At 39.8% G+C, this 21557-nt stretch carries 16 protein-coding genes; 9 read left to right on the top strand and 7 right to left on the bottom strand.

From position 1 onward, the window contains the following. Window positions 1-12 precede the first annotated feature (12 nt). From NMK36_RS01790 to NMK36_RS01780, 3 genes are all read right to left on the bottom strand, one after another. Entirely contained in the window at window positions 13-315 is a 303-nt protein-coding gene (locus tag NMK36_RS01790; RefSeq protein WP_072716903.1) for a EutN/CcmL family microcompartment protein, read from the bottom strand. A gap of 87 nt (window positions 316-402) precedes the next feature. Continuing rightward, window positions 403-741 carry a carbon dioxide-concentrating mechanism protein CcmK gene (locus NMK36_RS01785; protein ID WP_072716902.1) on the bottom strand — a complete coding sequence of 113 codons (339 nt, stop codon included), beginning with the start codon at window positions 739-741 and terminating at the stop codon, window positions 403-405. Between the two features lie 184 nt (window positions 742-925). Next, window positions 926-1237, bottom strand: coding sequence for a carbon dioxide-concentrating mechanism protein CcmK (locus NMK36_RS01780; RefSeq protein WP_072716901.1), 312 nt, complete (start codon window positions 1235-1237; stop codon window positions 926-928). A gap of 620 nt (window positions 1238-1857) precedes the next feature. Here NMK36_RS01780 and NMK36_RS01775 point away from each other — a divergent pair. From NMK36_RS01775 to NMK36_RS01750, 6 genes are all read left to right on the top strand, one after another. After that, window positions 1858-3729 (top strand): NAD(P)H-quinone oxidoreductase subunit F, encoded by a 1872-nt coding sequence (locus tag NMK36_RS01775; RefSeq protein WP_254172854.1) that lies wholly within the window; start codon window positions 1858-1860, stop codon window positions 3727-3729. Window positions 3730-3897: 168 nt separating this feature from the next. Further along, window positions 3898-5400, top strand: coding sequence for an NADH-quinone oxidoreductase subunit M (locus tag NMK36_RS01770; protein ID WP_072719110.1), 1503 nt, complete (start codon window positions 3898-3900; stop codon window positions 5398-5400). A gap of 116 nt (window positions 5401-5516) precedes the next feature. Next, window positions 5517-6686: a CO2 hydration protein gene (locus NMK36_RS01765; protein WP_072719109.1), complete on the top strand. Its 1170-nt coding sequence runs from the start codon at window positions 5517-5519 to the stop codon at window positions 6684-6686. A 135-nt stretch (window positions 6687-6821) separates the two neighbouring features. Further along, window positions 6822-9521, top strand: coding sequence for a DNA methyltransferase (locus NMK36_RS01760; protein WP_254172853.1), 2700 nt, complete (start codon window positions 6822-6824; stop codon window positions 9519-9521). A gap of 324 nt (window positions 9522-9845) precedes the next feature. Beyond that, window positions 9846-11591, top strand: a complete 1746-nt coding sequence (locus NMK36_RS01755) for an ABC transporter ATP-binding protein (RefSeq protein ID WP_072719108.1) — start codon at window positions 9846-9848, stop codon at window positions 11589-11591. Window positions 11592-11910: 319 nt separating this feature from the next. Next, entirely contained in the window at window positions 11911-12972 is a 1062-nt protein-coding gene (locus NMK36_RS01750; RefSeq protein WP_139295043.1) for a hypothetical protein, read from the top strand. 2 nt (window positions 12973-12974) lie between these two features. Here NMK36_RS01750 and NMK36_RS01745 read toward each other — a convergent pair whose 3' ends face one another. The 4 genes from NMK36_RS01745 to NMK36_RS01735 all read right to left on the bottom strand — a co-directional run bounded on the left by NMK36_RS01745 (window position 12975) and on the right by NMK36_RS01735 (window position 17476). Next, on the bottom strand, window positions 12975-13511 hold the full coding sequence (locus tag NMK36_RS01745) for a DUF1349 domain-containing protein (RefSeq protein WP_072719106.1): 537 nt from the start codon (window positions 13509-13511) through the stop codon (window positions 12975-12977). A 113-nt stretch (window positions 13512-13624) separates the two neighbouring features. Next, complete coding sequence (locus NMK36_RS28705) at window positions 13625-13750, bottom strand: hypothetical protein (protein WP_281250325.1); 126 nt, start codon at window positions 13748-13750, stop codon at window positions 13625-13627. 152 nt (window positions 13751-13902) lie between these two features. After that, the gene (gene clpX / locus NMK36_RS01740) at window positions 13903-15249 is read right to left on the bottom strand and encodes an ATP-dependent protease ATP-binding subunit ClpX (protein WP_072719105.1); all 1347 of its coding nucleotides are present in this window, start codon (window positions 15247-15249) and stop codon (window positions 13903-13905) included. Between the two features lie 193 nt (window positions 15250-15442). Then, window positions 15443-17476, bottom strand: a complete 2034-nt coding sequence (locus tag NMK36_RS01735; RefSeq protein WP_083579990.1) for an ATP-binding protein — start codon at window positions 17474-17476, stop codon at window positions 15443-15445. Between the two features lie 493 nt (window positions 17477-17969). Between NMK36_RS01735 and NMK36_RS01730 the strand changes: the two genes are divergently transcribed. The 3 genes from NMK36_RS01730 to gmd all read left to right on the top strand — a co-directional run bounded on the left by NMK36_RS01730 (window position 17970) and on the right by gmd (window position 21534). After that, a complete protein-coding gene (locus tag NMK36_RS01730; RefSeq protein WP_254172852.1) occupies window positions 17970-19118 on the top strand; it encodes a glycosyltransferase in 1149 nt (382 codons plus the stop codon). A gap of 241 nt (window positions 19119-19359) precedes the next feature. Beyond that, complete coding sequence (locus tag NMK36_RS01725) at window positions 19360-20094, top strand: sugar transferase (RefSeq protein ID WP_072719103.1); 735 nt, start codon at window positions 19360-19362, stop codon at window positions 20092-20094. Between the two features lie 411 nt (window positions 20095-20505). Next, complete coding sequence (gene gmd, locus NMK36_RS01720; RefSeq protein WP_072719102.1) at window positions 20506-21534, top strand: GDP-mannose 4,6-dehydratase; 1029 nt, start codon at window positions 20506-20508, stop codon at window positions 21532-21534. The last annotated feature ends 23 nt before the right edge of the window (window positions 21535-21557 follow it).

Below are 21557 nucleotides of genomic sequence, written 5' to 3'. Positions count from 1 at the left end.
CTTTTTCTCCTGTTAATAATGATCTCTTTTGCTGTAAATCAAGCGATTTTCTACGCTGATAGTGTCAATAATGGCAACAATAGCCGCATCGCTGGGGCGTTTTTCATTCCCTTCGATTTGACGGGCTGCACTGCCTCGACTGACCAGTACCCACTCACTCACTCCGGCTCCGACTGCATCAATCGCCACCTCATATCCATTAGATATATCTTCTCCATTTTCATCCACAAATCTGACCAGGAGAAATTTAGAACCGCGTAAACTGGGTTCTTTTTGATTACCGACGACTGTGCCAATCACTTTGGCAATTTGCATAAGAGTTGGAGGATGAATAAAGGGAAATTTTCAGTAACAATGGGTCGGATACACCGACTAAACGTTACGGTTTAAATCTTCTGGAAATTAAGGACGGTTGATGGGACGCCCAGCCATCATTTCGCGGAATTGTTCCACCGCTTCGGTGTAGCGGATGGGTAAAACGTATTCTAAATTTTCGTGAGGGCGGGCAATAATATGGGTCGATAAAACTTCTCCACCCTTGACTCGTTTGACAGATTCAACTCCCGCCGCTACGGATGCTTGGACTTCGGAAACATCGCCCCGCACAATCACGGTAACACGGCCACTGCCAATTTTTTCGTAACCCACTAAGGTAACACGGGCAGCTTTTACCATTGAGTCCGAGGCTTCAACAATAGCAGGAAAGCCTAAAGTTTCGATCATGCCAACTGCAATCGCCATTAAATTTGACTCCTAAAATCAATCAAAACGGTTCGGAAATAACGCGGAATGCCGTCGTACAACAGCAAAATTCCGATAAAACTTAAAATTGACTTTTGGTGCTGCGCCAGCGCCACGGTTCAGGAATTGCTTTTAAGAACTTGTACGTTTGTCAATTCAAAGGGGTATTTGTGAGTCCTTAGCCTTAGTAAGACCGGAACTGCTCTACCGCATCGGTGTAGCGAATTGGTAACACATATTCTAGGTTCTCATGGGGACGGGCAATAATGTGGGTGGAAGTCACTTGACCGCCATTGACTCGTTTGACGGATTCAATTCCGGCCGCTACGGATGCTTGAACTTCGGACACATCCCCCCGCACAATCACGGTGACTCGGCCACTGCCAATTTTCTCGTATCCGACTAAGGTGACACGAGCAGCTTTCACCATCGAGTCTGCGGCTTCAACGACAGCAGGAAAGCCCAGGGTTTCAATCATTCCAACAGCAATTGACATTGTTTAACTCCTAATTAATGAACAGACTAAACTACAATGTATTTTTAAGCAATATGTGACTTCCCAACAGATTGAACCGTCGGATTTAGGCCTACACTCTAGGTTGTAGTTCGCCTCTAAGTCAAATTTTACGGCTTATTTATCCCTAGATTTGGCAATAGTTATATTTTCCTATTGCGACTCCCCATACCGTTAGGCGGGAATGGAAGATAAGCCCTGCTTTCATGAGAGCCAGAAGGTTGCGGCAGGCCTTACCGTACCTTAATTTTTTGTCAAATACGGCTTTAGATTACCTACAATTTCAATTTGCAGAAATAGTAACGAACCTCCCTCTCTAAGAATAGGAGAATCGTGACACCCTTGACAATATTAATCTGCATTATATTTTCTCATTTTTAATATTATTTTTGTTGATATTGAACTTTGATTAAGTTTTGTTAAGTTTTTTAAAAAATAAAAACGTGTTAAAAAGATAATAGCTCTATTAAATAGAGTCATATATTGACTTGACTCTATTAAAAGGTATAAAAATGGAGAGTTCAAGGCAGAGAACAAACCCAAAGACGAAATCTTGATATAGTAAATTGATAATTCATAAGAATTTTCTAATTTAACTTAACATGACGGATTTTCTCCTCCAAACCAGTTGGTGGATACCTTTGTATGGCTTAATTGGGGCAATCTTGACCTTACCTTGGTCAACGGGACTGGTGCGACGTACTGGCCCAAGACCCGCCGCCTACTTTAATTTGTTAATGACGGTTTTGGCCTTTATCCATGGTTCGGTGATTTTCCGTACCACTTGGGATGAACCCATTCAGCAAATCCTCATCCATTGGGTACATACCACTGATTTAGACTTGTCCTTTGCCCTGGAAATCTCCCCGGTGAGTGTGGGGTCAATGGAATTAGTCACCAGCCTGAGTTTAATTGCTCAATGTTACGCCCTGGGATACATGGAAAAAGACTGGGCACTGGCTCGGTTTTTTAGCCTGATGGGATTCTTTGAAGCCGCCATTAGTGGGTTAGCCTTGAGTGATTCTTTGTTACTCAGTTATATTCTCCTCGAATTGTTAACGCTCTCGACCTATCTTCTCGTGGGCTTTTGGTACGCTCAACCGTTGGTGGTGACTGCGGCTAGGGATGCGTTTCTGACAAAACGGGTGGGGGATGTGTTGCTATTAATGGGGGTGGTTTATCTTTCAACCCTCGCGGGAAGTTTGAGCTTTTCTGATTTGGAAAACTGGGCAGAAACGGCAACCTTAATGCCTTTACAAGCAACGTTACTCGGTTTAGCTTTAATTGCTGGCCCCATTGGAAAGTGCGCTCAATTTCCTTTAAACCTGTGGTTAGATGAAGCGATGGAGGGCCCTAACCCGGCTTCGATTTTGCGGAATTCGGTGGTGGTCGCCAGTGGAGCTTATGTATTAATTAAACTACAACCGGTTTTAGCGTTATCTCCCATTGCCTCTACAACCTTAGTGGTTTTAGGAACGATCACAGCCATTGGTGCTTCCCTGGTTTCCATTGCCCAAATCGATATAAAACGGGCTTTATCTCATTCCACCAGTGCGTATTTAGGGTTAGTTTTTATTGCGGTGGGAGAAAGTCAAGTTGATATCGCTTTGTTATTATTATTCACCCATGCGATCGCTAAATCTTTAATTTTCATGAGTGCGGGTTCCATTATTCTCACCACGAATACCCAAGATTTAACGGAAATGGGCGGTTTATGGTCAAAAATGCCCGCCACGACAATGGCGTTTATTGTCGGTTCAGCCGGTTTAGTGGCGTTAATGCCCTTGGGAACCTTTTGGACAATGCGTCGTTGGGTGAATGGATTTTGGACAGTTCCCCTGTGGTTAATTTTAGTGTTGCTGTTGATAAATTGTTTAACGGCGTTGAATTTAACCCGGGTTTTCGGATTAGTTTTTGCTGGAAAACCTCAACCTAAAACCAGACGCGCACCGGAAGTTCCTTGGCCGATGGCTGTACCAATGGTGGCTATGATTATTGTCACGTTATTAGTTCCCCTGATGTTACAAAAATGGCAATTATTACTGACTTGGAATAGTCCCTTAGTTGCAACATCTGCTTCTGGGTTTGCCACAATTGTGCATCAATTAACGGTTCCTTTGTTAATTTTATCGGGATTAATTGGTGTAGCCATTGGAGGAGCAATTTATTTATATGGAATGGGTTCTAAACCCTTTAAATTCCCTTGGAAAGAATTGCAGGATTTACTGGCTTACGATTTCTATATTGATCGAATTTACAATGTTACCGTTGTCTTATTGGTCAGTCGTATTTCTGCCTTAAGTGCTTGGATTGATCGATATATTATTGATGGGATTGTGAATGCGTTTGGTTTAGCAACTCTATTTAGTGGAGAAGGCTTAAAATACAGTATTTCTGGACAATCCCAATTTTATCTGCTCACCATTGCTCTCGGTGTTGGGGCACTTGTGGGACTGATGTTGTGGCTATTTTAATCAGTTATCAGTTATCAGTAAACAGTTATCAATCAAGAAGTGAATAGTAAACAGTTGATTAACTGCTAACTCTTAACTCGTACAGACGCGCAATGGTACTGATAACTGATAACTGATAACTGATAACTGATAACTGATAACTGATAACTGATAACTGATAACTGATTTATGCTGAGTGTATTAATTTGGGTTCCTTTGTTAGGTGCGGCTTTAATTGCATTTTGGCCAAATCTCTCTAGTAAAACCGCTCGTCAATTGTCTATTGTGATAGCGGGAGGACTATTTTTATGGTCGTTGGTTTTAGCGGGATTATTTGATCCGAGTAATCCTTCTTTACAATTTAAAGAATATATTCCTTGGCTTACACCCTTGGGATTAAATTATTACTTAGGGGTCGATGGCTTATCCTTACCTTTAGTCATTTTAAATGGTTTATTAATTACCATTGCCATTATCAGTACCAATGTAGGGATTAGTCGCCATCAATTGTATTATTCCTCAATTTTGTTGATTGCGGCTGGAATTGCGGGAACGTTTTTATCCCAAAATTTATTATTGTTTCTACTGTTTTATGAAGTGGAATTGATTCCCCTTTACCTATTAATTGCGATTTGGGGAGGCAAAAATAAAGGGTATGCCGCGACTAAATTCTTACTCTACACAGCAGTTTCAGGATTTTTAATTTTAGCGTCATTTTTAGGCATTGTTTGGCTGACTAATACCCTTGATTTTGATTTAGATACCATTAGTGCAACCTCTTTAGGCGTTTCTTCTTTACCCTTAAATACACAATTGATTTTATTAGGAGGTCTTTTAATTGGGTTTGGAATTAAAATTCCTCTGGTTCCCTTTCATACCTGGCTACCCGATGCTCACGTCGAAGCCTCAACCCCCGTTTCCGTACTATTAGCGGGGGTCTTATTAAAGTTAGGAACCTACGGGTTATTACGCTTTGGTGTAGGTTTATTTCCTGATGCTTGGTTAGTGATTTCTCCCTGGATGGCGAGTTGGGCTGTTGTGACCGTTTTATATGGAGCCTTTTGTGCCATTTATCAGAAAGATATGAAGAAAATGGTGGCTTATAGTTCCATTGCTCACATGGGCTATATTTTATTAGGGTTTGCTGCCGCTAACTCCACCAGTTTGTTAGGTTCAGTGATGCAAATGGTGAGTCATGGTTTAATCTCTGGATTAATGTTTTTAACCGTTGGGGTCGTGTATCGAAAAGCGGGAAGTCGAGACTTAGATATTATTCAAGGGTTATTAAACCCAGAACGGGGTTTACCCTTAATTGGAACGATCATGATTTTAGCCGTGATGGCGAGTGCAGGGATACCCGGTTTAGTGGGATTTGTGGCAGAATTTATTATCTTTAGAGGGAGTATGGATGTGTTCCCGGTACAAACATTATTGTGCATGGTGGGAACCGGATTAACCTCCGTTTACTTCTTAATGATGATGAATAAAGCGTTCTTTGGTCGCCTCTCCGAATATGTGGTGAATTTACCCCCGGTACAATGGCGCGATCGCATTCCAGCTATGATTTTAGCACTCATTATTGTTGTGTTAGGAATTCAGCCTAATTTAATGGTCAGGTTAAGTGATGCGTCCACAACAGCGTTAGCCCATACCCAACCTTTATTTGCTCATCATCTAGCCGAAAAACTTTAACCGTTCTCATGTCACTCTGACTTTTTTTGTTAAATTGTCAGAGTGATTTCTCACACTTACTCCAATATGATTGTAAAATAAAATAAACCTTAATTTTAATCAAAACTTTAAACAAAATGACTCTGACCCAATCTTCTGCGGCTTCTCAACACCCTCTGTCTGAGTATATTTATCGCCTAGAGTCTGGTGAAGCTTTATTACCCGATTATCCTGAAAATTTGGTGGAAGTGGTTGGCATTTTAAAAAGTTATGGCATTGTTTTGGATGCCTATTCCAAAAATTTAATATATATTGCCAATGAACAGTTTTTAGAATTATTTCCGTTTTTTAAATATTTTAATGGCGAGGTAAAAACTCAAAAATTATTGCAATATTGGTGGCATGATCGAATTAACTTTGAATATGCTGAATATTGTATGAAAACCATGTTTTGGCATGGAGGCGGTGGCTTAGATCAATATTTAGATTCTCCTGAATTTCTCCAGTTAGCTGAAACGGCTATTCAAGTTAAAACAAAGGGAAATTTAATGATCCAAACCTTGCATCGTCTTTTCCCAGAATTCCTCCCCGAACAAATTCGACAACTCGCCTATTACAGTGGATTAGGTCAATTTTGGCGAGTCATGAGTGATATGTTTATTTCCCTATCTGATCGCTATGATCACGGAGAAATTAAATCAATTCCTGATGTTGTGAATCATATTTTATCAGGATTAGTTGAATCAGCCAATAAACCGATTACTTATAGCATCAAAATTAACAATAAAGTCTATGATATTCTCCCCAAATCAGCAAAATTAACCTTTTTAATGGATACGGCTGTTCCCTATGTTGAAGCGGTGTTTTTCCGAGGAACTCCATTTCCGGGAACCGTTTCTTATAATGCTCAAGCCCATCAAATTCCCCTGGAACAAAAAGAGTTTGCTTATGGTGCATTATACGCCGATCCTTTACCTATTGGGGGTTCAGGAATTCCCCCCACTCAATTAATGCAAGATATGCGTCATTTTCTACCTGACTATTTACACAATATTTATCAAAATAGTTGTCGCGGAGAAGATGATTTACGGGTACAAATTTGCCAAAGTTTTCAAAAGTCCATGTATTGTGTAACAACTGCCGCCATTATTGGATTAGCACCCTATCCCATTAGTACCTCTGATCCTGAGCAAAAACAAGCGAATCGGATTTATTTTGAAAATTGGATGGATCGATTTTTAAACTCTCGTTTAGGGGAAGTTAATAAACCCACAGCTAGGGAATGTAAGCTATTTCCAGAACGTTAAAAGACACTTTAAACTACTAGACACCGGGTTTATTAAAGAAACCCAGTTTCTGACAATCCACAGAAGTTCTCTTAGAAAAAATTACTATATCTACAAGGCTATCTAATGAGTTAAAACCAGCGTAAGGATTGTCAAATGTCAGCAACACCGGAAAGCTTACAAAAATTTATTGATTTCTGTAAAGAACATATCACAGGACAAGAAAGAAAAGAAGCACAAACTTTTTTAGATCGTTTTTTTAAAGCATTCGGTTATGAGGGTGCTTTAGAAGCGGGTGCAAAATATGAGGAAGCGATCAAAAAAGGGAGCCAAAAAGGTAAAACTGGTTTTGCTGATTTAATTTGGAAACCTAAAGTTTTAATTGAGATGAAACAACGGGGTGAGGATCTCAATAAACATTATGCCCAAGCTTTTGCTTATTGGCAACGTTTAGTACCGAATCGCCCTCGTTATGTGATCCTTTGTAATTTTGATGAATTTTGGATTTTTGATTTTGATAATCAATTAGATGAACCTGTTGATAAAGTCGCTGTTATTAACTTAGTAGAAAGAGCGAGTGCTTTTGCTTTTATGGAGTTGGGAAATCGGACTCCTGTTTTTAGAAATAATCAAGTAGAAATTACTGAAATCGCAGCCCGAAGAATGGCGGAATTATTTACAATTTTATACGAAAGATTGTCAAAAAAAAATTCTGAATTAATTGTTCAACGTTTTATTTTACAATGTGTGTTAGCCATGTTTGCCGAAGATCGGGGATTATTACCTCAAGATTTATTTATTGCTTGTGTACAAGATTGTCTTCAAAATAAACTAAGCTCTTATGATATCATTGGCGGATTATTTAGAGAAATGAATCAAACCGGAATTACTGCGGCTGGGCGTTATAAAGGTGTAGATTATTTTAATGGGGGACTATTTTCTACAATTTATCCCATTGATTTAACAGAGAAAGAATTAGAATTTTTAGATGTGGCTGCGAGACAGGATTGGAGTCAGGTTAGACCCTCAATTTTTGGGAATATTTTTGAAGGCTGGGTTAATAAAAAAGACCGTCATTCCTACGGAATTCATTATACTTCAGAAAGTGACATAATGAACATTGTTCGCCCTACTATTAGTCAGTATTGGGAGGAGCGTATTGAGGAAGCAAATACTCTCAAGAAATTGTATCAATTGCAGGTAGAATTACTCAATTATAAAGTCTTAGATCCAGCTTGCGGGAGTGGGAATTTTCTTTATATTGCTTATCAGGAATTAAAACGCCTTGAGCAGCTTTTAATTCATAAAATTATGAGTAAAAAAACTACCAATATTGATCAATTACACATCAGTTTTGTTACTCCCCATCAGTTTTATGGAATGGATCTTAATCCTTTTGCCGTGGAGTTAGCTAGAGTTACTTTAATGATAGGACGTAAGGTGGCAATTGATAAGTTTAATTTAACTGAATCTGCTTTACCTTTAGATACTTTGGATAATAATATTATCTGTAAAGATGCTCTTTTTAGTGATTGGGTGAAGGCTGATGCTATTATTGGCAATCCTCCCTTTTTAGGGGGAAATAAAGTAAGATTAGAATTAGGAGATGAATACATAGAAAAAGTTTTCGATAAATTTTCAAATGTTAAAGATAAAGTAGATTTTTGTATTTATTGGTTTAGGTTAGCACATGATAATATGAATCAAAAAGGTAGGGCTGGATTAGTGGGTACTAATTCTATTAGTCAAGGGCTAGGAAGAAAAGCATCCTTAGATTATATTACTCAAAATAATGCTTATATTCACGAAGCAATTTCAACACAAGTTTGGTCAGGTGAAGCAGCCGTTCATGTTAGTATTGTTAATTGGTGTTATGAAAATCCCAAAGAATATTATTTAGATCATCAATTAGTTAAACAAATTAATTCATCTTTGACAACTACCATAGATGTTTCACAAGTAGGTATAATTAAAGCTAATTATAATTATGCTTTTAAAGGGGTTCAACCAACCGGACAAGGGTTTTTGATCACAGAAGAAGACGTTAAAAGATATATTAAAAGTAATGATAATAATAACACGGTATTAAAGCAATTTTTAGATGCTAAAGATTTAGCTAGAAATCCTCATGGAAAACCGGATAGGTGGATTATTGATTTTAATGATATGAGTTTAGAAGATGCTAGTGATTATCAATTACCTTTTGAACATATAAAAGCTACTGTTAAGCCAGAAAGAGATAAAAATAGGCGAGAAATTACCAAGTTAAACTGGTGGAGATTTGGTGAAAAACGTCCGGCCATGAGGGAAGCAATTAAAAATTTATCTTTTTATTTTGCTATTCCTCGACATTCTAAATGGTCTATTTTTATTCCGGTTCAAAAAGAATGGCTACCCGGTGATTCTACTGTAATTGTAGCATCAGATGATTTTTACATCTTAGGAATATTAACCTCAAATATTCATCGTATTTGGGTAAAAGCACAAAGTTCAACTTTAGAAGATAGAATACGCTACACTCATAAAACCTGTTTTGAAACCTTTCCCTTTCCGCAAACACCGACTAAAAAGGTAGTTGAAAAAATCAGAGAAACCATGATTAAACTCCATGAATATCGGACAGCACAAATGGAGAAAAAACAATGGGGAATCACCCAATTATACAACAAATATTTTACTGAGCCTAGCAGTCAACTGTATAAACTCCATCAACAATTAGATAAATTAGCAATGGAGGCTTATGAATTTAATCCCGATGATGATCTTTTAGAGAAATTATTCAAACTCAACCTAGAGTTAGCAGAAAAAGAGGAAAGAGGGAAAAAAATAGTCGGTTGTTGGGATAGTTATCAATAATTTTTTACAGGATAAACTCAGTTTCTTGGATGATTTTTTAAGAAACGCGGTTTCTGAACCCCACGCGATTACATCTAGTTGTTATAATAGATAAACCTGAATAAACCTGAGCATTAAAATCGCAAATGTATGACAGCCAAAATACACATCAGCAACTTGGGTAATTCTTTAGCTTTACCAATACCGGACTATATTGTAAAAATTCTGAACCTGAAAGCAGAGGACTCAGTAATTTGCAGTATAGAAAGAGGTCATTTATACTGTATAAACTGCATTACACACACCCAACCCATCATTTAATCGCTTAACTTTATTCACCTAAATATGAAATCTTCTCGATTACAAAAACTGATCGGCTATTTACGTCCCCATTGGAAAAAAGCAACATTAGGAATTGTGGCATTATTCCTGGTTAATGCTGTGGGGGTTTATATTCCAATTTTAATTCGGAATGTAGTTGATGAACTCCAAGTTGCAATTGAGTTTGACACGGTACAGCGTCAAGTATTATTGATTTTTCTTTTAGCTTCGATGATGTGGGTAATTCGGATGATTTCCCGCATTGTTATTTTTGGGGTGGGTCGTCAAGTCGAATTTGATTTAAAGCAAAGGATTTTTAATCATTTATTAACTTTAGAACCTTCCTATTTTTCCGAAAGTACCGTTGGAGATTTAATTAATCGTTCCACCAGTGATGTTGATAGTATTCGCCGTTTATTAGGGTTTGCCGTTCTCAGTCTTGCGAATACGATATTTGCTTACGGGTTAACCCTTCCGGTCATGTTAGCGATTAACCTGCGATTAACTTTATTATCGATTTCAGTTTATCCGTTGATGTTGATTTTAGTGCAGGTTTTTAGTGGAAAGCTTCGAGATCAACAAATGACGGTTCAGGAAAAACTATCAAATATTAGTGATTTGATTCAGGAGGATATGAGTGGGATTTCTTTAATTAAGATTTATGCTCAGGAAGAGAATGAACGGAAAGCTTTTGCAGGTCATAACCAGGAATTATTTGAAGCCAATTTAGAGTTGGCTAAAACCCGTAATCTTTTATTCCCAATTTTAGGCGGAATTGCAAGTTTAAGCTTTCTAATTTTATTAGGAGTGGGGGATGAAGCGATCGCCAATGGAGAACTCAGTATCGGGAATTTTGTTGCTTTAATTTTATATGTTGAACGCTTAGTTTTTCCCACAGCTTTATTAGGATTTACAATTACAACCTATCAGCGAGGAGAAGTCAGTATTGATCGAATTGAAGCCATTTTAAGTGTTGAACCTCGGATTAAAGATCCTTTAGAACCTTTACCCTTACCCACTCCTGTTAAAGGATGGTTAAGTGCTTTTCATCTAACCTATAGTTATCTCAGAAGCACAATTCCGGCTTTAAATGATGTTAATTTTATGATTAAACCAGGAGAAACTGTTGCAATTGTTGGCCCTATTGGTTCTGGAAAAACAACCTTAGCGAATGCTATTCCTCGGTTATTAGATATTAAGATGGATCAGTTATTTGTAGATGGTCAGGATATTACTCAATTAACATTATCTGATTTAAGACGTGCGATCGCTTATGTTCCTCAAGAAAGCTTTTTATTTAGTACCAGTATTAGCAATAATATTGCCTATGGCAACCCTCTAGCTGAACAATCAGAAATTGAAAAAGTTGCTAAAATGGCTAAAATTCATGAAGAAATTTTGAATTTTCCCAAACAATATGAAACTCTAGTGGGAGAACGAGGAATTCAATTATCCGGGGGACAACGACAACGAACTGCGTTAGCAAGAGCATTATTAGTGGATGCACCCCTTTTAATTTTAGATGATGCCCTTTCCAGTGTGGATAATCAAACAGCAACAGAAATTTTACAGAATTTAAAAATCGGAGTCCAGCGCAAAACTGTTGTGTTTATCTCCCATCAAATGTCGGCAGCGGCAACGGCGGATCGCATTTTCGTCATGGATCAAGGGCATATTATTCAAACGGGAACCCATGCTGAATTAGTTGCCTTAAAAGGATTATATCAGACCCTTTGGAATCAACATAAATTAGAGGAATTATTAGTTTAAATGAGTGGGTCACCAAGCAGGTAAATTGGCATCTTGCTGATAAGTGGAAAGTGGCAAAGGTTCAACACGTTGAATCCTTGTAACTTTCATCCGGCTGCTATCTGTATCTTTTAAATACCAACAGGAAATTAGAGTAGGGATCAAGAAGTTGATTTTCATTTTTTTGCTTCCTTAACTGTTGATAGCAGGGAACAGGAAGGAAAAGACTTGACCCTCTAGGGTTTAATATCAGTCGATGTCCTAACTGCCAGACGCGACTACTATATTAGAACTCTGGCAAAATAATTTAATGGTATTGTCAGAAGTTTTGCTCAACTTAATGTCTAATCAAATATTGATGATCAGCAATTTTCTAGCTTGGCTCTATGGAGAAGACGCTCTCCTCAAAAGTCCTGCGGGTATTCCCTATCCTGTCACCGTGAAACCTTGCATTCTGGATAACCCTGAAGCGGTGTTGCAGGAACTCACGGAAGATACCCGTCAATTTCCCAGTTCCAGCCCGTTGTTAGAGGAGATGAAACAAAAGAACCAACATTTGTGGAATGGTCGAACTTATGTATTTTTAGAGTTAGATGCTGCATCTGCCTATCCCCGTTTGCGGTGTGCGGAGGGCTATTATTTTGATATGGTGAATACCTGCATGGTGCTGGAGCAGGAGTTAACTCGCACCATCAGCCAAACCCCTGAATTAGACTTTGCCACTTTATATGAAAGAATGCCTCTGCGTCGGGCACTTCACCAAAACCAAACCGGAGAAGCTGCTCTCCAAGACGTTTGGACAGGAGCGCATCGCAGTGCAACGGTGGCAATTTCTTGTCTGTTTGCCGCTTATGATGGGAAATCTTACCGCTACTATGTCAGTCGCCGTTCTGCTCAGGTTGCGGATGGGGCTGGACTGTATCATATTATCCCCTCAATGGTGTTTCAACCCACAAATTCGGACAAACAGCCCCAGGATTCTTTTAATATTACCAATACAATTCTGCGGGAAGTTGCCGAAGAACTGTTTAACCGTCCTGAAAATAGTTCCACAGACTATCCTGAAATTCTTGCCTTGCGGGAGTTGCTGCAAACCGGAGGCGCCGAACTGGTGGTTACAGGAGTGGCAATGGACTTGTTGAGTTTGCGACCGGAAATTTTAGCAACCTTAGTCATCCACCATGAAACCTGGCTGCAACAGTATCAACACCAGATCAGATTTTCTAGGGATGAGTATATCACCGATGCAGAGGCGCAAAAAAATTACCAAAATTTAGAGGATGACAGCATTCTACAACCGGGAGGAGAATTTGCCCCCGAAAACTGTGCGGTTGTTGGTGCTGCCTGTCTCATTGTCGGTTTACCTGTGGCTCGTCAACTCGGCAAGAGCTACTGTGAATAACCCTAGAGAGGCTTAATTTGGAAGTCCTCAAACGTTGCTTGAAACCCTTCCCGTTCTGGCGAAGCAAACATGGGGCCAACTTGCACCGTCTCAGCTTCCGTCAGATACGCCAACCGCATCATCGTGTAGTCTTCACCATCCAGGGAATATTTCACCTGTACGGTGCCACCTTTGCGTTCTAACTCCAGCCATAATGAAGTCGGGTTATGGGGTAACTGAACGACAGACCAGTCGGAAAACTCCCGTGTCACAACGGTACTGGCATATTGCACCCCCTCAACAAATTCAATTCCGCACTTCAGCCAAGTTGTGTCATTCTCGCGGATCATCAGTCCGGCTTGATCATACAACACTTCATACTGTCCAGTGATTTTCACAACGGCGACAAAATCCCCTGTGACTTCCTCATAGTAAAAGTGTCCCGTATCCCGAATAAATCCATAGTGGGTTTTACGCCAAAAGTCGGTTTTCTCTCCAGAAGTCACCGTTAATGTCTGTTGTTGTTCATTCCAAACCGGCGGCTCATTGTGCCATTTCATAATAATTCCTCAATATCGTTTTATAGCAGGAGACAGGACACAGGCTATAGTTTTTAACTCCGTACCCTGCACCCCGCACCCCGCATTCCGCACTCCGCACTTCGCACTCTTCCCTAGGCCTTAATGACAACGTTTTCTCGTTGACTTAATGCTTCATAAATCTGCACTAAAATATCTTTTAACCCATATTGAAATTGCCAATTGGGATAATGGGATTGGAACTTGCGGACATCGCTCACCCACCAGATATGATCTCCGATGCGGTTTTGTAAGACTAAGCTTAATAAAACTAAAATTCTAGCTGGATAAGTTTTTCAAAATTTAAAAACTTGCCCCTACAAATCGAATTTTACTTCATAGGAGCAAGTTAATGAATGATGAGCAATTAAGATTATGCTGACTCGTGTTGTCGATGCCAAGCGGGATGCCATAAAACTTCTGCTGTGGAACGTTTTTCCACCATTTCCTGGGTAATCACACAGCGAACAACATCTTTTCTGGAGGGGATTTCATACATAACTTCTAACATTAATTCCTCCAGAATTCCCCGTAATGCTCTGGCTCCTGTTTTGCGACGGAAGGCTTCTTTGGCAATCGCTTTTAACGCTTCCGATTCAAATTCTAACCGCACATTATCCATGCGTAATAGCTTTTTATATTGTTTGACTAAAGCATTACTCGGCTCAGTTAAAATTTGCATCAACGCCCCTTCATCCAACGGAGAAACACGAGTTAAAACCGGAAGCCGTCCTATGAATTCGGGAATTAAACCAAATTTGACTAAATCTTCCGGTTGAACGTGATATAAAATTTCATCGGACTGGAGGGGAGTAATTGTTGTTTTATTGTCTTCTCCCGACTGAATAAAACCGAGGGATTTTTTACCTAAGCGCTGTTCAATGAGTTTTTCTAACCCAACGAACGCTCCCCCACAAACAAATAAAATTTTACTGGTGTCAATTTGGATAAAATCTTGATAGGGATGCTTTCTTCCGCCTTGGGGAGGAACATTAACAACCGTTCCTTCTAACATTTTTAAGAGGGCTTGTTGTACCCCTTCCCCAGATACATCTCGTGTAATCGAGGTATTTTCACTTTTACGGGCAATTTTATCAATTTCATCAATATAAATAATTCCCCGTTGCGCCGCTTCAATATCAAAATCGGCAACCTGTAACAGTCGCAGTAAGATATTTTCAACATCATCCCCCACATAACCCGCTTCCGTTAACGTTGTCGCATCGGCAACGGCAAAGGGAACATCTAATAATTTCGCTAAAGATTGGGCGAGTAAGGTTTTGCCACAACCCGTCGGCCCCATTAACAGAATATTGGCTTTTTGTAATTCGACAAAATCATCGGCTCCTGAATCAGAACCGTTTAATTTTTCAGCACCTAAGCGTTTATAATGATTATAAACTGCAACAGATAGAACTTTTTTCGCCCCATCCTGACCAATCACATGATCATCTAAATAGTTTTTAATTTCAATGGGTTTAGGAATGGAAGTCAGAGAAAATCCTTTCGTTGCAGACTGTTTTGAGGAACGTGCCTCTGGCTGGCCGCTCACTGAAGCCTTGGCCCGATTGCGGTCAGAAAATTCTTCTTCTAAAATTTCGTTACAGAGTTCAACGCACTCATCACAGATATAAACACCTGGGCCTGCAATTAATTTGCGAACTTGCTCTTGAGATTTACCGCAGAACGAGCATCGTAAGTGGGAGTCATATCTGGACATAGTGAATTAATCTTTTTTAATTAATTGCTGGTGGTTTTTCCCTAAAAAGGGGAGATGGATTAAATGGGTTTGCTGCTTGGACTGGGATGCGTTTCCTTTAGGGGACATCCTAAGCAAGATCCATCCAATACTCTCTCCCTTTAAACTAACACTAAATCAAGAAAACGTGGCAATTTCAGGTTATTCTTTATTTTTACGATAGACCGGGGAGGGAAGTAGGCAGATAAACCGTAAAGGTAGAACCAACTCCCAGTTTGCTAGACACTTTAATTTGTCCTCCCATCATTTTGCAGAAATGGTGGGTTACCGTTAAGCCTAAACCGGTTCCGCCATATTGACGACTAAAGGAATTATCCACTTGGGTAAAAGCTTGAAATAATGTTTGCTGTTGTTCTAAGGAAATCCCAATTCCAGTGTCACTCACTTGAAAACAAATCCAGTCTAAGTCGCCATTATGTTCTCGGTTTAATGTCAGGGTAACTTTCCCCTTTTGGGTAAATTTCAAGGCATTACTGAGCAAATTATAAAAAATTTGTCGGATTTTACCCATATCTCCCTCCATCAGATCTAAATTGTTTTTACAACAAATTTGCATTGTATTTTGATTTTGATCCGCTAGAGGTTGTAAGGTGGTCACCACGTCATGAATCAAACTAGCGACTTCAAAGGTTTCCACATTCAAAGGCATTCGCCCCGATTCTACTTTACATAAATCCAAGATTTCATTAATCATGGTGAGTAAATGGGAACCCGACTGACGAATTTTCTGTACATCGGGTAATAAATCATTAATCCCACGATCTAAAACTTCTTCCAGTAATAAATCACTAAACCCAATAATAGCGTGTAACGGTGTTCTTAACTCATGACTCATATTCGCTAAAAAGGTACTTTTGGCTTGGTTAGCAGTTTGAGCTTGATCTAAAGCGGTTTGTAAAATAGATTCAACCTTCAACCGTTCAATCATTTCAGTTCGCAATTGTTGAATTGCATCTTGTAATTCTGTCGTGCGTTTTTTAACTCTGATTTCTAATTCTGCCTTCACCTGGGCTAGAGCTTGTTCAGCTTTTCGGCGTTCAAATCGTTCAATGGCTAAGGCAACTAAATTCGCTAAGGAATCAATAAAAGTTCGATCTTCAAGATTACATTTCTGTTGATTACTGGGATATTCTACACAGATAAACCCAATAATTTTCCCCCCCAACCAAATCGGTACATCTAAACGGTTTCTCTGGGAATAGGGAAGATCATCCAGGTAAGATTCAGAAGAAATAGATCGATCAACTGATGATAAATCGAGAGGAAATGAACGCTCAGGAGAAAAAGGTGCAGGTTGAGGATTAATCGGAGTTGAACAATGGGTAAAACAATGATTAACAAGGGATAAATCTTCCGGGGAATGGTGATGGGTTTGACGTTCATACAAATCTAAACAAATCCAATCTAAACCCTGCTTTTCTATCCCAGATTCAACGTTAAATTTAGGAATGAATTCAGGAGATTGTTCTGTTTTTAAGATAGCATAACGAATGCTACTATTAAGCCAAACACTGACGCGATCTACTTCTAATGTATTGGCTGCGGTTTCAGTAATTTGGCGAATGGCAATATCCAGATGATCACAATTGCGGGTTTGTTCTCGACTTAAATCCCGCAGAGCAACATTTTGACGATGTAGACGTTCTGTACTGACTTGTAGGGTTTGTTCGGCTTGTTTTCGTTCTGTAATATCATGGAAAATCGAGAGTATCGCTCGTTCTCCTTGAAAGAGTAAAATCTGGAAAGAACCCATAACCCAAAAGGGGGTTCCATTCATTTTTTTGACTTGCAGTTCATAGTTATGAACATAGCCTTCCGCTATGACTTTTTCAATTAATTTTTGCCGATCTAAAGGAAAGAGATAAAAGTCAAGGGTTTTAATCGTTTTGAGAAGCTTCAGCGAAAAACCAAATAAATTACTGGACATGACATTGGCATATAAAATTAAGCCATCGGATAAGCGACTAATAATAATCGGAATAGGGGTGGCTTCTGCGATCGCTTCAAAGATTTCTCGCCGTTCTAATGGGGTTTCAGAAGGGTCAGTAGACGGGGAGGATTTCGGGTTTTGTTTGTCATGCCAGACTTTGAGATCAAAGGTTGTATTTTTCCAGGTTTCAAGGTCTGGGAATAGGGAGTTGACGTGACCCGTAAAAGATTCTTGGGAAAGTTTTTCTTCTAGCATCATTCAAGAGTTTCAAGATTGAATTGGGGGTTTAATAAAAGACTCATGAACTGGTGTTTTGCTGACAGCTAGGACAGGGAAATAGACCAGTAACTAACGAGACAGCATCAATCCAATATCCTCTGGGTTATACCAAATCTGAGTGGGAAGGAGGAAGCGACTTATACTTGAAGCAGAATACCACCCATCACAGAATTGTTATTTAGGGCTAACCCTCGGAATAGAAGCTAGACCCATTTTATGCGAACACCCATTAACTTTGAGGGCGGAATGTGGGTTATATCGCCATCCCTATTTCCCCTGCACCCTGAATGACTTTGATAATTCTGAACAGTTTAGAACAAGATAACCTATATTGGGTGAATTAGGATTCAGGTTTTCCCGGAACAGATCAAAATTTTTTGATCAGGAGTTAAACGCCGGACATTAACATATTTCTCGAATTCCCAAGCTGTGCGATATTGATTCTTGCACTCTCTTGGATTAGATATTTGCTGTGTCGTTAAGCTATGCACTGGTTCATGAATGGTTAACACCCTTGGCGACGGGTGGTTCAGAACTTGTTGTGCAGGAAATTCTCAACCATATTGAAGCGGATGTTTACGCGCTGATTGATTTTGAATCCACAAACCCTGACAGCTATTTGTATCAACGTACCATTGGCACAACCTTTCTTCAACAGTTTCCCCAGGCGCGTTCTGGGGTGCAGAAATATTTGCCTTTACTTCCCCTCGCCATTGAACAACTCGATGTCCGAGATTATGATGTGATCCTCTCGTCTTCCCATGCCGTTGCTAAAGGTGTGCTGACCAGTCCCCATCAACTGCATCTGTGTTACTGCCATACCCCAATGCGCTACGCCTGGGATTTAACCTTTGACTATCTCAACAGTAGTTTAGCAGGAAAAGGGCTACAAGGGGTGTTAACGCGCTATCTACTACATCGTTTGCGGCAGTGGGATGTAATCTCAGCGAACCGAGTGGATTATTTTATTGCCAATTCTAAACATACGGCTCGACGGATTTGGCGGTGTTATCGTCGGCCAGCTACGGTGATTTATCCCCCAGTGCAGGTGGAAAGATTTGAGTTTCAGCCGCAAAAACAAGATTTTTACTTAACCGTTTGTCGTTTGGTAAGTTATAAAAAAATCTCATTGATTGTGCAAGCGTTCAATCGCCTCGGATACCCTTTAGTGGTGATTGGGACGGGCCCCGATTTAAAGGGGATTCAACAACTGGCAAAACCCAATGTTCAGGTCTTAGGATGGCAGCCCAATGAAGTAGTAGACCAGTATATGAGGGATGCTAAAGCCTTTGTCTACGCCTCCTGTGAGGATTTTGGCATGGCCTTAGTAGAAGCTCAAGCTTGTGGTACTCCTGTGATTGCTTACGGTGCGGGAGGTGCTTTGGAAACGGTGCGAGATCTGCGACAATATCCAGATTCGGCAACGGGTTTACTGTTTCCCGCCCAAACCGAGGAGGCATTGGTAGAGACTTTAGAAGCGTTTGAGGAGTCTAGGGGAAGGTTTAACCCTGATATAGCTCGATTAAACGCCTCTGGGTTCAACCCGAAACAATTCCAAGAGCATTATTTGGGATTCGTGGAGCATTGCTTGCAACAATTTCAATCGGGAAATATCAGCTAAAATGCCAATTAATTTCGGATGCGTGAAAATAGGTTTCCCAAAGCAGAGGGTTTAAAATCAAGGAATTCTTTTAACAGTGGATTAAAATTTGGGCTATAGTCCCTTTCTCCACTGGAGTTTTCCCCTTCTGTCAAGACCGATTTTTGATCCGAATTTTGATGAACTAAAGCCGAATTACCTATATTGGGTGTCTTGAGGCTTTATGATCAGGACTGTGTGTGGTGTGAATTGAAGGAGTAAGATGACTGCCAATAGCCAACTCATCTTTGGTAAGGGACTTCGGCGTGGGTTCACAAGGCGGGGGGTTTTGCCCTTGGCCGATCGGGTGATGCCTCAACCCCTGTCTCGACAGCGTTTAGACGAGGAGTTTTTTAAGAGATCTTTTGATATTGTCTTTTCCCTGTCTGTTCTGATTTTGTTTGCTCCGGTTTACATAATTTTGGCTCTGCTGATTGCGTTAAGCTCACCAGGGTCAGTTTTTTATGTCCAAGAGCGAGTGGGGAAAAACCGGAAATTGTTCGGTTGTATTAAATTCAGAACGATGGTGAGTAATGCCGATGAAATGTTAGCGCAAATGATGGAAACCCATCCCCATTTGCGGGAAGAATTTCACAATAATTTCAAACTCAAACATGATCCTAGAATTACTTGGATAGGTCGGTTTTTACGGGTGACAAGTTTAGATGAATTTCCCCAATTTTGGAATGTTTTAATGGGGGATATGAGTGTAGTTGGCCCTAGACCTTTAGTGGTTGAAGAACTACATAAATATGGTCGTCACATGGATAAAATTTTGACCATCAAACCCGGAATTACTGGACTATGGCAAGTTTCAGGACGCAATGATATTCCCTATCCTCGTCGTGTTCAGATGGATTTATACTATGTCAACTTTAAGAATTTCTGGACGGATTTATGGATAGTCATCAAAACCATTGGTGTTGTGATTTTTCCTAAAAATAATGGAGCTTATTAGGTTCAGAAAAAATACAAGATTCCTAGCTCAATTGAATCTTGTTTTATTTTTCTTTAAATTTTCAAACCTAGAATTTGACAAACCCCCTAAACCTTGTGCATCAAGAGTTGAGGGGTTTCATTTTGAGCTAACTAGCTGATCAACCTCAAACTAGGATGAGGATTCTCCAGTAACTGAACGAGTCTGATAGAGTAGGGATTGGAATTAACTTGAATTAAACTGGGTATCAGGTTAATTTGGTGATGGGTACTGATCCAGGACTGACAAGTCTGCAAGATCAGGATGATCGATTCACGGACTGAATTGCTGATCAGGTTCTGGGGTGCAAACAAGACAGACTTCTCCCCGTTAATTGTTGTGTACAATTAAACGAGGGAATATTAACCTACAAGACCATAAGGAATACTATAAATGACGGAACGGAAAAGAGCCTTAATTACGGGAATTACGGGTCAAGATGGCTCATATCTGAGTGAATTGTTGCTCGAAAAAGGCTATGAAGTTCATGGAATTATTCGTCGCTCTTCTAGCTTTAATACTGACCGTATTGACCATATTTATAAAGATCCGCATAACCTTGAGGCGCGGTTATTTCTACATTACGGAGATTTAACCGATGGTACAACTTTACGCCGAATTCTGGAAGATGTTAAACCTGTAGAAATTTATAACCTTGGGGCTCAATCCCATGTGCGGGTCAGTTTTGATTCCCCGGAATATACCGTTGATACAGTTGGAATGGGGGTTTTACGTTTATTAGAAGCAATTCGAGACTATCAACACCGTACCGGAATCGAAGTTCGTTTTTATCAAGCGGGTTCTTCAGAAATGTTTGGGAAAGTGTTAGAAATTCCCCAAAAAGAAACGACACCTTTCTATCCCCGCAGCCCCTACGCCTGTGCTAAAGTTTATGGACATTGGCAAACCGTAAACTATCGAGAATCCTACGGTTTATTTGCCTGTAATGGAATTTTATTTAACCATGAAAGTCCCCGGCGTGGCCCTACCTTTGTGACCCGCAAAATTACCCGCGCGGTGGCTCGAATTGTTAAAGGGAAACAAAAGGAAATCTATTTAGGAAATCTCGATTCTAAGCGAGATTGGGGCTATGCTAAAGATTATGTTCGAGCCATGTGGCTGATGCTCCAACATTCTGAACCGGATGATTATGTGGTAGCTACCAATGAAACCCATTCAATTCGGGAATTCCTCGATATTGCCTTTGGTCATGTTAATTTAGATTGGCAAAATTATGTCAAATTTGATGAACGCTATCTGCGTCCTGCGGAAGTGGATATTTTAATTGGTGACCCTGCTAAAGCTAAAGCCAAATTAGGATGGGAACCTAGTGTTACCTTTGAAGAATTAGTTAAATTAATGGTAGATTCTGATCTCAAAGCCTTGGAAGAAACTCAAGAACCTACCCATCAATTTGATTAATAACTGATATAATAGAGGCTAAA

The sequence above is a fragment of the Planktothrix pseudagardhii genome, from assembly GCF_904830925.1.
In the GTDB taxonomy this organism is placed as follows: domain Bacteria; phylum Cyanobacteriota; class Cyanobacteriia; order Cyanobacteriales; family Microcoleaceae; genus Planktothrix; species Planktothrix tepida.
The sequence above is the reverse complement of the archived record's forward strand: the minus strand, read 5'-3'. Positions and strand labels throughout refer to the sequence as shown.

Coding starts and splice junctions, on each gene's coding strand:
- NMK36_RS01735 (WP_083579990.1), bottom strand. CDS start 17,476: ATGATGCTAGAAGAAAAACTTTCCCAAGAATCTTTTACGGGTCACGTC.
- NMK36_RS01725 (WP_072719103.1), top strand. CDS start 19,360: ATGACTGCCAATAGCCAACTCATCTTTGGTAAGGGACTTCGGCGTGGG.
- NMK36_RS01745 (WP_072719106.1), bottom strand. CDS start 13,511: ATGAAATGGCACAATGAGCCGCCGGTTTGGAATGAACAACAACAGACA.
- NMK36_RS01785 (WP_072716902.1), bottom strand. CDS start 741: ATGGCGATTGCAGTTGGCATGATCGAAACTTTAGGCTTTCCTGCTATT.
- clpX (WP_072719105.1), bottom strand. CDS start 15,249: ATGTCCAGATATGACTCCCACTTACGATGCTCGTTCTGCGGTAAATCT.
- NMK36_RS01770 (WP_072719110.1), top strand. CDS start 3,898: ATGCTGAGTGTATTAATTTGGGTTCCTTTGTTAGGTGCGGCTTTAATT.
- NMK36_RS01790 (WP_072716903.1), bottom strand. CDS start 315: ATGCAAATTGCCAAAGTGATTGGCACAGTCGTCGGTAATCAAAAAGAA.
- NMK36_RS01750 (WP_139295043.1), top strand. CDS start 11,911: ATGTCTAATCAAATATTGATGATCAGCAATTTTCTAGCTTGGCTCTAT.
- NMK36_RS01780 (WP_072716901.1), bottom strand. CDS start 1,237: ATGTCAATTGCTGTTGGAATGATTGAAACCCTGGGCTTTCCTGCTGTC.
- NMK36_RS01775 (WP_254172854.1), top strand. CDS start 1,858: ATGACGGATTTTCTCCTCCAAACCAGTTGGTGGATACCTTTGTATGGC.
- gmd (WP_072719102.1), top strand. CDS start 20,506: ATGACGGAACGGAAAAGAGCCTTAATTACGGGAATTACGGGTCAAGAT.
- NMK36_RS01755 (WP_072719108.1), top strand. CDS start 9,846: ATGAAATCTTCTCGATTACAAAAACTGATCGGCTATTTACGTCCCCAT.
- NMK36_RS01765 (WP_072719109.1), top strand. CDS start 5,517: ATGACTCTGACCCAATCTTCTGCGGCTTCTCAACACCCTCTGTCTGAG.
- NMK36_RS01760 (WP_254172853.1), top strand. CDS start 6,822: ATGTCAGCAACACCGGAAAGCTTACAAAAATTTATTGATTTCTGTAAA.